The organism is Bradyrhizobium sp. RDM12 (assembly GCF_051917485.1).
Classification (GTDB): Bacteria; Pseudomonadota; Alphaproteobacteria; order Rhizobiales; family Xanthobacteraceae; genus Bradyrhizobium.
In genome coordinates this window covers 7,891,659-7,904,743 of record NZ_CM133064.1, presented here as the reverse complement: position 1 = coordinate 7,904,743, position 13,085 = coordinate 7,891,659, and the positions used below count along the sequence as shown (strand labels likewise).

The following is a 13,085-nucleotide window of genomic DNA, read 5'->3' as shown; positions in this document are numbered from 1 at the left end:
TCGCCAGAAGTTCCGCGCGCTAGCCGTGATGTGCCTCCGTCGGGAGGCTTGCTGCAGTCATAAGCGAATAACCAGGGGAAACGTCATGCAGAGTGTTATTTCCAGACCCTCACGCCGGTCCTTCCTCATCGGCGCCTCCTGCACCCTCGGCGCGCCGATGCTGCTTAGAGCCTCGCGCGCCGGGGCAGAGTCTGCTTCGGTTACGATCGTGAACTACGGTGGCGCTTATCAGGATGCTTCGGTCAAGGCCATATACGAGCCTTTCACGAAGGAAACAGGGATTAAGGTCCGTATTGTGCCCTACCCCGGACTCGACAAGATTAAGGCCATGCAGCTCACGGGCAATGTCGACATTGACGTTTACGCCTGCACTGGCGCGGAAGCCGCTGCTGGTTCAAAGCGTGGCTTTTGGGAAAAGCTGAATGCTTCCCTGTTCGACATCGAGGATCTGAAGATCAAGCCAGCTAGCGACTATGTCACCTTCGAAATTGCTTGCAAGGGCATATCATGGGATCCGAAGAAATTCCCATCCGGAAAGCATCCGACAGCCTTCGCCGAACTTTTCGACCTGGAGAAGTTTCCTGGGCGGCGCGCACTGCGTGCTATTGTTCAGCAGACGTTGGAAATAGCGCTGCTTGCGGATGGCGTGGCGCCGAAGCATATTTATCCGCTGGACCTGAATCGAGCGTTCAAAGTGCTCGACCGCGTGAGATCTCAGATCGTATGGGCAGCTACAACTCCACAAGATACGTCTTTGTTGCAGATCGGCGAGGCCGATTTCGGCTACGCCAGTTCCAATCGCGTTAAATCAACGACCGAGCCAGGCGGCGGAGTGCCTTTGGCATTTTCCTTCGAGCAGAACATCACTCTTAACGATGCTGTCACAGTGCTAAAGGGTGCGCCAAATAAAGAAAATGCGGTAAAGCTGATCAGTTATCACCTCCGCCCAGAGGTTCAGGCGAGATTCTTCGAAATCGTGGGCACCACGCCGGTGTCGAAAAAAGCTTTCAGTATGTTGTCGGCGGAGGTACGCAAGTGGCAGCCAGACTTGGACAGTCCAAAGAATCTCCACCTCAACGACACATACTGGGCGGAGAATTACGAAGCGCTGCATCATCGATTCCAAGAGTGGAGACTGACTTAATGGGTGTCTCGCTGGCGGGCAAGTCAGCTGGCGATCGGCGGAAGGCTGGCCTTGGATCATCGCTCAACGGCGTGACGGCTTGCGGCGTCTTGTTGGGCGCGATCATCGTTCTGCCCGAGCAGGATCGCCCCGATGAGACTGATGATAGCGTCCGCTTTGGGGAAGATCCTATGACCTCGCTCCGCCGCTTCATCTCCGGCGCGAGGCGCTTAGTAGCTGACCGACTCTACGCTTCGCTCGGGGTCGCCGACGGCGCGGCAATCCACTGAAGCTTCGGGAGCTGGTATTTTGGGGGAACGGCAGCCCCGCCGTGGCGGCGTATAAACACGCCGCGGGCTGCGCTGGAGGAAGCTGGCAAGAGGCTGCCTGTTAGTGATGAGGGGGTGCTCGAAGCAACCGGTAAGAGCAGGCGGTCTTGCGAGTGCACCATAAAGGTTGTTGCCGACACGTTCGCTACTCTGGGGGCGGCGGACGCCTGAGACGAAGTCCGAACGTACGTGCGTTGATGGCGCGGCTCTAGCAAACTGTGCAGCGCGTCAAGTGCATTCGCCCTCGGGAACAGCCGGATGCCGGAAAGCCGCTAGTCTTGACCTGTGAGGTCGACGCGAATGGCCGAACTGAACTCTAGAAGCAAAAGGTCGGGAAACGCGTTTGAGAGTTCAGTGAGAGACAAGCACAAAAGGCAATGTCGAAAACCTGCGAAATGCCCCCATCTTCGCAGGAAAACGGAGAGCAAGCGTCGTCAAACCGCACTTCTCTGCCATACTTTCGACCTATGATACAATGGTAGGTGAGTCAGGAAACTAGGGATGTTTCTCAGATCCGGTCAGTATGGTGCCACGGAACGCATTGTGCGTTCGCCGCGGCGCTCAGCTGGCGACGGTTCTAGCAGGAGGTGAAGGTCCTTGAATCAAACGGCAACCGATAGTTATCATAGATAGGAGAACACGATGCTCGCAATGAGCAGCGAGGAAATGGCGGCTTACGCCCTGACTGGTTATGTCGTCCGCAAAAAACTACTGAGCACCAATGAAGTCGCAGCCTTTCGGGATAGCATACGCTCACCGATCGAAGCCGAGATCAAGGCCGGCACTATGTTAGCTAAGAAAGACAGGGAGGGCAAAACGGGCCTTCTCAAACCGCTAATTAGCTCAGAAGACGCACAAAAATATGGCTTCTTGGGCCGAGACGAGCGGTTGGTCAATCTTGCTCAGGGGGTCATTGGCAAGCAAGTCTACCTTTACGTCGACGAAATTTCGGTGAAGCAGCCAAACATCGGCGGAGACGGAGGCTGGGATTGGCATCAGGACTTCGCCGCTTTTCACGCCAACGGCTTGCTTGCCCCGCAGGTGGCGACCATCTGGCTCCCGATCGATATGGCGACAGCTGACAATGGCTGCATGAGGGTGCTAAAGGGCTCGCACAAGCTCGGACGTCTCAACCACAACTACGATTTAGTTGCCAACCGCATAGAGTTTAAACGGGTTAATCAGTCGCATGTCGAACAGAAGGCTCTCGATTCTGCGATGAAGCGGTTTGAAACTGTTTACGTTGAGTTAGATCCAGGCGATGCAATGATTTTCGATGGAAATCTGATACACGGCTCTGGCCCAAATCGCTCGAATACAGAATTGTGGTCGTATATTTGCTATTATAACGCTGTTGAGAATGGCCATTACAAAATGGACGGCGAATATGGAATTGAGAGCCGCTGAAGAAGGTTTTGCAGCCAGCTTTTTAGATGCTGCGTGAAGAGTTAGATGCTGCGTGAAGAGATTGCTGACGATGCCCTTCGAAGGAAGACCGATGACAGCTGAAGCGCACCCGGCGATTGATTGTGCAGCTGGGATAAACTTGTTTGAGGAATGGAGTACCCTGACCGGGCCATATGCGGTTGCCCTGAAGTGGCGTTTGAGGCTGTGCGGGATCATGGCCATTTCCTGGATGACCAGCCCCGCGGTCACTTGGCGCCACGTTCGCATTACAAGGGGCGCCCTGCGGGGCAATTTTAAGAGGCGCCGTGGACAGGGCGACATAGTCGTAAATTTCCGGAATCGACTTATTTTCGCAGGAATCCGGAGCCCGAATGTTGTGTCGTGTTCGTTCTTGTGTTGCTTTGCGGTATTCTGCAGTAGCGACGAATTAGTGGAACAAGTAAGTGCGTCAATCGCGTTCGACGACCATGCAGCGTTTAGCGAAGAAGAACTATTGGGCAGCGGGGAAGCACTCGACCACCGAAGGGCTAGAAGGCGATTCAAGGGGTTCTGCGCAACTGAGGGGCGGTCGGTCTTGACAGGACACTTTCGAGGTCCACGCGCTCGCGGTGCAGGCGCGCGCAACACAGCCGCCCCTTTTGATGCACGGAAATCAAGGCGCCGAGTCGCGCTTACGTGTACTCGAGCCGGGAAGCCGAGGCGGCCGCGCTTATGTCGAACGGGCTAAGAGCGATCTCTGGAAGGAGCTGTTGTATTTATGCGGGCCCTTGTGCGACCTCGCTAGACCGCGCTGAAATGCAGAAGTTGCTGTGCGCCAAGTGCGACGGCGTGAAGACCATCGATAGAACGCCGGGTGCGAGGCTCGCACTGCCCCAACCTTGAATTTTTTGTGAGAACTGAAACATGACCTGGAGCAAGCAGCGCGACACCATTCAATCGATCCTGGCCGGCAAAGCCTGCATCCGCCCGGGTTCGGTGTATGACCCGGTCTCGGCTCGGATCGCCACGGATCTCGGTTTCGAGGTCGGCATGCTCGGCGGCTCGACCGCCTCGCTGACCGTCCTCGGCGATCCTGACGTGTTCATTATTTCGCTGACGGAGCTTGCCGAGACCGTCCGCCGTATCACACGCGCCGCCGAAATCCCGTTGATGGTGGATGCCGATCATGGCTTCGGCAATGCGCTGAGCGTCCGCCGGACCGTGCAGGAATTGGAGAGCGCGGGCGCGGCTGGGCTCTCCATCGAGGACACGCTGCTGCCGCACGTTTATGGTCAGGCAAAGACGCAGCTGCTGTCGCTCGACGAGGGCCTTGGGAAGATGAAGGCTGCGGTGGACGCGCGACGCGACAGCACCATGGCGCTGTTTGCGCGCACGAGCGCGACGTCGGTCACAAGCATCGATGACGCCATTGTGCGCGGTAAGGCCTACGAGACCACCGGCGTGGATGCGCTGTTCTTCACCGGCATTAGGACGAAGGCGGAGGTTGCAGCTATTGCGGCCGAGACCAGGCTACCGATCATGCTCGGCAGCGCCGAGGGCGAGCTCGATGATCCGGCGTTTCTCGCCTCCAACCGCGTACGGCTCGCAGCCCAAGCGCACCTGCCGTTTGCGGCTGCTGCGCTTTCGATTTACCGGACGCTGAAGGCGCTGCGCGATGGCGCTAAGCCGGAGGATCTTGAGGGCCTGCCGTCGGCGGAGTTCGTCGATCGCTACATGCGCGACGACGACGTGAAGCGGCGGATGGCTGAGTTCCTGCGCATCAAAGCTTAGATCAAACGTCGGTTAAGTCAAAGCTTCAACCGTCGCCCCGGGGCCGTAATGCTAGCAGCGCTAGCGATAGTCCGCGCGATCGGAGTGATGCGATTCGAATGGTGACCAGCGGCTGCCACTCCAATTCCGGCTACAGACATATTGAATGTCCGAGGGCGATATCCTGGGCTCTGTTGAATTCTGAAGGGGTCAGCGTTGCCCACCTTGAGCCGGTAGGCTCGGGGTGCTGATTCCACGAAGGAGAGCAACGCCAAACACGAGAGATATCACACCGGCTGGTTCGCCGGCGATCTGGGCTGTGCACGCAGCATATGCAGAAGTGCGGGCGAACTTCGATCGGTTCTGCCTTACGGCAGGAATCGAGGCGCTCGGCACGATGTTGGAGGCGGATTTCACGGCGACCTGCGGGACACGCCATGGTCGTAACACGGCGCGCCGGGCGCACCGTTGGGGCCCAACGCGGTGACGGATCAGCTTCCACGGTGGGAAGATCGAGATCGAGCGCCCGCGGGTTCGTGGCGTGGACCGCCGCGAGGTCACGATTCCGAGCTGGGAAAGGGCGCGCAGGAGGATTGGCTCGGTCGCTGGGCGATGAACCTGATGCTGATCAACGTGTCGACGCGCCGGTTCGGCCGCGCTGTCCGGCTGCCCGAGCGTGACGTGCGGCACCGCTCGGATCGGGGGGTCGAAGTCGACGGTCTCGCGGAGGTTCGTCGCGCTGTCGGCGGCGCGGCTGGCCGACTTCATGGCGGCCGATCTGTCCGCGCTCGACCTTCTCGTGATCCAAATCGACGGGCTGCATCTCGGCGATCTCGTGCTGGTCGCCGGCCATCGGGGTCGACGGTGAGGGCAACAAGTATCCGCTGGTGCTGGTGGAAGGGGCGCCCGAGAACGCCGCAGCGGTTCAGGCACTGCTGGACAACCTGGTCTCGCGCGGGCTCGCCCGAGGTATTTTCGCTGGACTTCTCCTCTTACAAAAATAGCGAGTGGGGACTTCCGGCGAAGTCGGCCTTGCATTCCAATCGAAGCCGCTGGGTACTCCGATCCCAAGCAGGCCATCCGTGGCGTCGTTCGCAAAGGTCAATTTCATGATGTCGTCGAGGGCTAGAGTCAAGAGACCGATTGATCTTGAGCGGCTTGCTTCTGCTTTCTCAGTCTCTCTCCCTCGAGTTCGATTTCGTGGGCATTGTGGACGAGGCGACCGAGGATCGCGACCGCGATGATGAGTTTCTGATGATTTCGTACCGGCCATGGACGGGCAGCTGGCTGATGAAGAGAATCGAGCGGGATTCGTGTCGATCCTTCGACGACTTCGAGCAAATCACGGCGCTGTTCGGCGTTGAGGGGTTCTGGTCCCCCGCCGTCCAGGATCAGCAAATCAAGTCGTGCGATCGCCCGCAGCATCTTGGAAGGGCACCCTCGGCGAGGGCGTGAGAGACGCGGCACACGATGGTAGGCAATTGACAACTCGTCCCAGCAGGCCTGTTGCCAAGGACGCAAGCGAGCCAGCTCTTGCCGACGCCGCGCGGCGGGTAACGAAGAGATTGTGTCGTTCCCGAGATCCAGTCGTCGATGGCGAGTTTTAGAAAGAGCGCGCGGTCGAGACCGCGGATAGCGCAGTGATCGACATCCTCGACCTAGGCAGCATGACCCAGCTTGGCGGCTGGAGCTCTGCTTTCGAACCCACTTTTGCCGCGCAGCCCTTTCTCGTGTTCCAGGAGCAACGCCATCCATTCGGGGGCGGGCTGCGCGCTCGGACTGAGCCTCGACGTCCTGAAGGCCTTTGGCCATGTCGTCGAGACCGAGGCGATGCAGCTGGTCGAGGGTAGGATAGGCGAGCATGCTGGACGATACTTTCAACCGGAGGCGCGCAGATTGGGATCCGCTCGATAATCGCGTGTTCGGTCTCGCGAGAAGTGCGTTTGACCGTAAGCGTGGCGTTGAGGCCCTTGAGAATTGTTGTACTCAATCCTGAGAGCACCGCTAGAAGAGTCATCTTCTGCAAGGGTGCTCATAATGGACGACCATTCGGACGACATAAGACGACCGTTGTCACCGCGTATCGAAGTGTACGCAGGCGCAGGTCGAAAGCGCTGGCCGGACGATTTGAAGGCACAGATTGCCGCGGAAAGCCTTGAGCCGGGGGCGATTGTCACAGATGTCGCGCGTCGCCATGGGTGCCGGCCCCAGCAGGTGCACGACTGGCGGCGCCGGGCGCGTTTGGGCCAGTTGGTGCTGCCGGCTTCGGCGGACACGCTGTCGTTCGTGCCGGTGGTATCGGAATCGGCGCGACCGGCGGCCGCAGAGCCCACCGGGTCGCCGGAAGCAGCCGTTGTAACGGTTGAACTCCAGGGGGCACGCGTGGAGGTGCGAGGGACGCCTGGCCTTGCTGTGTTGAGTGATGTGTTCTTGGCGCTTCGACGGACACGTTCATGCTGATGCCGCCCGCGAGCCTCATGATTTACGTGGCGACGCAACCTGTGGACTTCAGAAAAGGTGCGGAGGGCTTGGCGCTGTTGGCGAAGGAGACGCTGGGCCATGACCCGATGAAGGGCGTGGCGGTGGTGTTCCGTGCGAAGCGCGCCGATCGGGTGAAGATTGTCGTCTGGGATGGCAGCGGCCTTGTGATGTATTGGAAGCGGCTCGATGGCAGCGGCTTCAAATGGCCACCCATCGTAGCCGGCGTGATGCGGATGAATGCCGCCCAGCTGTCCGCGCTTCTGGCCGGCATGGATTGGACGCGGATGCACGCGCCTCGAATCCCGCAGCCGAAAGCACTTGCGTAGGAGATAAAAACTTCGCTGCATCGGGGCGCGAAGCATGGCAGAGTTGGGCCAATGAGTGATTTGCCTGATGAGCTGCCGAGCGATCCAACCGAGCTGCGTGTCTTTGCCGCGGCTCTGCTGGATCGCTGCGCCAGGCTCGAGCGGTTGCTCAAGCTTGCGAAAGATGCGCAGTTCGGTCGATCCTCGGAAAAGCTGGACGCTGATCAGCTACAGCTTGTTCTGGAGGACATCGAAGAGGCCGTCGCGGCTCTCGAAGCAGCTGAGGATCGCGCCAATCCCAGAGCCCGCGAGAAGAGAACTACCAAGCGCAGAGCCAACCGTGGTCAGCTTCCGGAGCATTTGCCGCGCATCGTCGAAACCCTGATGCCGGCTGCAACCTGCTGCCCGTGCTGCAAAGGCGATCTCGTTGAGATTGGTCACGATGAGAGCCAGAGGCTGGACGTCGTTCCGGTGCAATACAGGGTGATCGTCACCCGCCGGCCCAAGCTGGCCTGCCGCGCCTGTCATGGCGTCGTCCTCCAGCACGCTGCGCCCGAGCGATTGATCAAGGGGGGACTGCCCACCGAGCGTCTCGTCGCGCATGTAATTGACGCCAAGTATCATTGGCATTTGCCGCTCTATCGTCAGGCGCAGATGCTGGCGACCCACGGTATCGCCATCGACCGTTCCACGCTCGCCTTCTGGGTCGGCTACGCCGCCCAGGAATTGAAGCCCTTGTGGCATCGTCTGCGCCAGCTTCTGCTCGCCTCTTCGAAGCTCTGTGTCGATGAGACCCCGGCGCCGGTGCTGGATCCGGGGCGCGGCAGGACCAAAACCGGCTACTTCTGGGCGCTGTCACGCGATGACAGGCCCTGGGCCGGACCTGACCCACCTGGCGTGGTTTACGCCTATGCACCGGGCCGTGGGGCCGTTCATGGCTTGAGGCTGCTCGAGGGCTATCGCGGCATCATCCACTGCGACGGCTATCAGGCTTACAAGACCATGACCCGAGAGACGCGTGCGGACGCCTTGTCCGGAACGCTCGCCTTCTGCTGGTCGCATCTGAGGCGCCAGTTTGTGAAGATCGAGCGCGAGGCTGCTCCGGCGCCAGCTCCGGTTGCCCGCGAGGCTCTTGAGCGCATCGCCCAACTTTACGCGGTCGAGAAGGCGCTCCGCGGCCGATCGGAGGCCGAGCGCCGTGCTGGCAGGCAGGCGCATGCCCGACCTCTGGCTACAGCCTTGAAGCAGTGGTTTGAGGCCAAGCTTGATTACCTTGCACAAAAGAGCGACACGGCGAAGGCCTTGCGTTACGCGTTGCGTCATTGGGACGGCCTGACGCTCTACCTTGATGACGGGCGCATCGAGATGGACACGAATGCTGTCGAGCGTGCGATGCGGCCGATCAAGCTCAACGCGAAGAACTCCCTTTTTGCCGGTTGCGACGAGGGCGCCGAGAATTGGGCAGTTCTGGCATCGTTAATCGAGACCTGTAAGCTCAATGGCGTCAGTGCCGAGCACTGGCTCGCTGATGTTCTCGCGAAGCTCGTCAATGGTTGGCCTGCGGCGCGACTGGACGAACTGCTCCCTTGGGCGTCGATCTACACGATGCATGCACACGATCCGAGGCTGGCGGCATGAGCCTGAACACGACCGCGGTCCGGATCAAGGTGACCCTCAAGGACGTGAAACCGGAGGTGATGCGATGCCTTGTCGTGCCGCTCACGCTGCGTCTTGATCGGCTGCATCTGACGCTTCAGGCGGCGTTTGGCTGGACGAACAGCCATCTCTTCGAGTTCCTGGCCGGCGAAGGACGTTGGGGTATCCCTGATCCCGAAGGTGATTTTGGCCCCCAGCCCATCGATGCCCGCAAGGCGCGGCTCTGCGATATCGTTCAAGAGAGTGGCGCCAAGACGATCCATTATCTCTACGACTTCGGCGACAGCTGGGATCACGTGATCAAGCTCGAAAAGTGGTTCGATAACACGACAACGGAGGGACTTCCGTTCTTGCTCGAGGCCGCCGGCCGTTGTCCTCCGGAAGATGTCGGCGGTGCGCCAGGCTATGCCGAATACCTCGACGCCATCAGCGACCCCGCCCATCCGGAGCACGAACATATGCGCCTCTGGGGCCCGGAGCAGTTCGATCCCAACGTCGTCGACCGGAAGGCGCTTGAGGCCGCTGTCAATGCGTTGTCCGACATATGGAAGCCGCGCCGGCGCACCACGCGCTCAAAATAGACGTTAAGCGCCAATCAAATGGGCCTCAGAGCTACGCTTACGTTTGACCTTGTTGGAGAGGATGGGGAGGCGATGCTCTTGTTGGTCACCGCGCGGCTGAAATCAGCTCGGACCATTCTTGATCAATATTGAACACCCGAAGCACGCCCAGACAGGTCCGGAGTCCCTGTTCAGGATGAGACCGATTGGCCGGGATGGCGAGGACGAGCCCCTCAATTAGGAACGATGGACCATCCGCGGCGCCGGAATTGATTGATAATCCACTCGGCCTACCGCTGATGCGCACTGGGCATGTGATCAGTCCCTTTGGCGGCAGCCGGCACCGCAACACCCAATCCCGATGAAACAATTTGGTGATCCGCGTGGTGGCGCGAACGTCGACGTGCTCCCGGATCAAGCGGTGTGGAGCTGATTAGAAGAAGCCATCGTGATCGTGGAGCGAGAGCCGGCCAGGAGCTATTCCGCGAAGACTAGGTCAGCGTTTTCTTGGTTCAGAATCATATCAGGCGACGTCGGCGAGTTTGTAGGACCAAGTATGGATGACGGGATGGCGATTGACGTCGTCGATTCCGGCCATGATGCGCTCTTTGAGTTCGTGCTTTGATGTAACCCGGATGTGGCGCAGGACTGAACGGGCGAACTTGGAGAAGAATCCCTCGATGAGGTTGAGCCACGAGCCGTGCTTGGGAGTGAAGGTAAGCTCGAAGCGTCCAGCCGGTCGTGTGTCGAGCCAGGCTCTGGTTTCTCTCGAGATGTGTGCGGAATGATTGTCGAGGATCAACTTGATCGCGGTCCTGGCCGGATAGGCGGCATCGAGGAGTTTGAGGAATTCTATGAACTCTCGGCTGCGGTGGCGGTCTTTGACGACCGCGTGGACCTTCCCGGTGAGCAGGTCAATCCCCGCCAACAGGCTGAGCGTGCCGTGACGTTTGTACTCATGATCGCGCGCAAAGGTCGCATGCACGCCGGGTACTGGCGGCAGATCCGGCGCTGTCGTCGCGATGGCCTGGATCCCCGGCTTCTCGTCGCAGGAAACGATCGCGACCGGTTTGTCCGATTTCTTCGACCGAGCGGCGGCTTTTTCAGGATCTGGACCTCGCGATAGACATACAGAACCTCCGCCATCTTCTGCTCGAACTCGGCGTCGCGGTTTTCAAGATAGTAGCGCACCTTGTGCGGCTTGATGTCCTCCTGACCGAGAAGCTTGCACACCGTGCCCTGAACCAGACGGGCGAGACATTGATGTCCGGCCTCTGGTCCGTGCTCGCGGGCATGGCGGGCCAACAGCCGCGTCGTCCACAACTCGTGCGGATAGCCATGCTCCCTGGCCTTGTCGCACGCCAGAGACACCAGCCAGGCCTTGGCCGCCGGCGTGATCACCGGCTCCTTGCCCGGTCGCGGGCGCTCGTCGAGCGCCGCCAGCGCGCCATTGGCCGCCGCCCGCTCGACGCAGCGCTGGACCGTCTGATGATGGGCGCCAAGTCTTCGTCCCACCGCAAAGAACGACGGGGTCTCGCGGTAGGCAAGCAGCATCGCGGCCCGCGACACCCGGCGCGCCGGTTCGGTCCTCGACCGCGAAAGAGCCGTCAACGTTTCGATCTCCTCATCGGTCATCGCCAGCTCGACCGCTTGCCGCCATCCTGCCATGATGAAACTCCTCGTTCAGTCAATCCTAAACGAGGAATCCACAAACAAACGTCCCGTTCCATCACTGCCAACTTCACGGAATCGGTCGTCTAGTAGCATCCGCCAAGGTGCCATTGATGGTTCCGAACAATTGTCGTCGCTTGATGTGGGCGTTGATGGCTCCAGCGCGGCGGTGACTGCCGCGTTCGCCCTTACAGCGTTGTTCTCGGACGACTAGTTCGGTCCGTGAACTCCTGGAACAAACATGCTGAAGAGTCGGACGACGAAACGCCATCCAGCATGTGGGATGGTACACGTCTACGACCATGGTCCCTGAAGTCGGCCCGCCGTCACGTCCGTGGAGATGAAAGCCGTACTCCACACGCGTGAGCCATAGATCGGCGGTAACGATGGGCTGAGACCAGCCCACCAAGAAGGGTAGGTGTATTGGCGGCAGAGACATGAAACAGTAGCCCTGTCAAACACAAGTTGGAGGGTACCACGTGAGTGAAACGGCTTTGACTGCAAGTGTAATTCCATGCACAGACGTCGTCCCACGCTCGGCGCGAATCGGTGCTGAAATCCGGAATATCCAGCTGTCCGGCGATCTGCCGGACCAGACCATAGCTGCGATTAAAGCGCTCCTCCTCAAGCACAAGGTCATCTTCTTCCGCGAGCAGGGGCACCTGGACGACGCCGAGCAGGAGCGCTTTGCTCGGCGTTTTGGGAGTCCATTGCCGCCGCCTCCAACGGTGCGTACTCTCAACGGGACGATTTCGATGATCGAGATTGATACGGTGCGCGGAGGTCTCCGGACTGACTGTTGGCACATCGATCTGGCCTATATGGATGCGTACCCCAAGATTTTGGTTTTGCGGGGCGTTGTAATTCCACCAACCGGCGGCGACACGGTGTGGTCAAACACCGCGGCCGCATATCTCGATTTGCCACCGCCGCTGCAGCGGCTTGCCGACGAACTCTGGGTTGTTCACAGCAACGCCTTCGACTTCTCTATGTTTGCCCGCCCTACGGACGCAGATAAGAAGCATTATGGCGAGGTCCTGAAAGCGAGGTTCGAGACTGAGCATCCTCTCGTGCGTGTCCATCCCGAAACCGGCGAGCGCACGCTCGTACTTGGCATGTATACGAAGCACTTTGTTGACGTGCCGAAATATGACGGTCAAAGGCTGTTCGACCTGTTCGAGTCTCATATCACCGCCCCGGAAAACACTCTGCGCTGGAGCTGGAAGCAGGGCGATGTTGCTATCTGGGACAACCGGGCCACGATGCACTACGCGGCTAAGGATTACGGGGACCAGCCTCGCCTTGTTCGTCGCGCAGCCATTGATGGCGAGGTGCCCGTCAGCGTCGACGGCCGGTGTAGTGTCGCGCGTGTCAAGCCGTCCGCGAATGTCGTCTAGGGCGATTGCAAGTTTCGCGGTGGTCGGAGTAGAGAATGATGAGCGTAAGGATCTCGTGTCTAGCATCACACAACAGCAGTTTCGTGGATGTTGTGCGACCGCGCCGTACCAAATGGGGACCTTCGACCGCGACTTCTTCGATCCGCTGCTTGAGGAAGTCCTTCTCTATGATCAGCGACTTGCGCCTCGCGCGCGCCCCTGCGCAACTCGGACGTGCGCGATCGGGTGCGGCTCGAGGCACCGGTTCGGGCTGCCTTGCACGGCCTTGATTCCCGTGGTGGCTCCGGAATGTTTTTGCCAGTTGAGGAAGGCAGATCAGGCTCGCCCAGGTGGGAGAGGCCGAAGCCGCTGCCATCGTGCTCGAGATGCGGTGCCACTCCACTTCCGCGCATTGAGCAAGAGCATAG

Annotated in this window: 10 protein-coding genes and 2 pseudogenes; 9 read left to right on the top strand and 3 right to left on the bottom strand. The window is 59.7% G+C overall.

Annotated features, from left to right (window positions below):
* Positions 1 to 85: 85 nt before the first annotated feature.
* The 4 genes and pseudogenes from ACTGJ9_RS38330 to ACTGJ9_RS38315 form a co-directional block, all read left to right on the top strand.
* A complete protein-coding gene (locus tag ACTGJ9_RS38330; protein WP_456675231.1) occupies positions 86 to 1,144 on the top strand; it encodes an ABC transporter substrate-binding protein in 1,059 nt (352 codons plus the stop codon).
* A 950-nt stretch (positions 1,145 to 2,094) separates the two neighbouring features.
* The gene (locus tag ACTGJ9_RS38325; protein ID WP_456675230.1) at positions 2,095 to 2,859 is read left to right on the top strand and encodes a phytanoyl-CoA dioxygenase family protein; all 765 of its coding nucleotides are present in this window, start codon (positions 2,095 to 2,097) and stop codon (positions 2,857 to 2,859) included.
* 903 nt (positions 2,860 to 3,762) lie between these two features.
* Positions 3,763 to 4,629 (top strand): isocitrate lyase/PEP mutase family protein, encoded by an 867-nt coding sequence (locus ACTGJ9_RS38320; protein WP_456675229.1) that lies wholly within the window; start codon positions 3,763 to 3,765, stop codon positions 4,627 to 4,629.
* A gap of 229 nt (positions 4,630 to 4,858) precedes the next feature.
* Positions 4,859 to 5,570: pseudogene (locus ACTGJ9_RS38315) on the top strand (IS256 family transposase); the annotation flags it as partial.
* A 169-nt stretch (positions 5,571 to 5,739) separates the two neighbouring features.
* On the opposite strand, the gene ACTGJ9_RS38310 reads toward ACTGJ9_RS38315, so the two are convergent.
* The gene (locus ACTGJ9_RS38310) at positions 5,740 to 6,033 is read right to left on the bottom strand and encodes an ATP-binding protein (protein WP_456675228.1); all 294 of its coding nucleotides are present in this window, start codon (positions 6,031 to 6,033) and stop codon (positions 5,740 to 5,742) included.
* Between the two features lie 612 nt (positions 6,034 to 6,645).
* Here ACTGJ9_RS38310 and tnpA point away from each other — a divergent pair.
* Genes tnpA through ACTGJ9_RS38290 form a run of 4 tightly spaced genes read left to right on the top strand, consistent with a single transcriptional unit; the run spans position 6,646 to position 9,631 of the window.
* The gene (gene tnpA, locus ACTGJ9_RS38305) at positions 6,646 to 7,068 is read left to right on the top strand and encodes an IS66-like element accessory protein TnpA (protein ID WP_456673958.1); all 423 of its coding nucleotides are present in this window, start codon (positions 6,646 to 6,648) and stop codon (positions 7,066 to 7,068) included.
* Positions 7,062 to 7,415, top strand: coding sequence for an IS66 family insertion sequence element accessory protein TnpB (tnpB, locus tag ACTGJ9_RS38300; RefSeq protein ID WP_456673959.1), 354 nt, complete (start codon positions 7,062 to 7,064; stop codon positions 7,413 to 7,415). The genes tnpA and tnpB overlap by 7 nt, the downstream gene beginning before the upstream one ends.
* A 51-nt stretch (positions 7,416 to 7,466) precedes the next feature.
* Positions 7,467 to 9,032, top strand: a complete 1,566-nt coding sequence (gene tnpC, locus ACTGJ9_RS38295) for an IS66 family transposase (RefSeq protein WP_375866159.1) — start codon at positions 7,467 to 7,469, stop codon at positions 9,030 to 9,032.
* Positions 9,029 to 9,631 carry a plasmid pRiA4b ORF-3 family protein gene (locus ACTGJ9_RS38290; protein WP_456674906.1) on the top strand — a complete coding sequence of 201 codons (603 nt, stop codon included), beginning with the start codon at positions 9,029 to 9,031 and terminating at the stop codon, positions 9,629 to 9,631. Before tnpC ends, ACTGJ9_RS38290 begins: the two co-directional genes overlap by 4 nt.
* A gap of 502 nt (positions 9,632 to 10,133) precedes the next feature.
* Here ACTGJ9_RS38290 and ACTGJ9_RS38285 read toward each other — a convergent pair.
* Both ACTGJ9_RS38285 and ACTGJ9_RS38280 read right to left on the bottom strand, forming a co-directional pair.
* A complete protein-coding gene (locus tag ACTGJ9_RS38285) occupies positions 10,134 to 10,643 on the bottom strand; it encodes an IS630 family transposase (RefSeq protein ID WP_456678757.1) in 510 nt (169 codons plus the stop codon).
* Between the two features lie 275 nt (positions 10,644 to 10,918).
* Positions 10,919 to 11,164, bottom strand: a pseudogene (locus ACTGJ9_RS38280) (IS630 family transposase); the annotation flags it as partial.
* 596 nt (positions 11,165 to 11,760) lie between these two features.
* Here ACTGJ9_RS38280 and ACTGJ9_RS38275 point away from each other — a divergent pair.
* Entirely contained in the window at positions 11,761 to 12,678 is a 918-nt protein-coding gene (locus ACTGJ9_RS38275) for a TauD/TfdA dioxygenase family protein (protein WP_456675227.1), read from the top strand.
* Positions 12,679 to 13,085 lie beyond the last annotated feature (407 nt).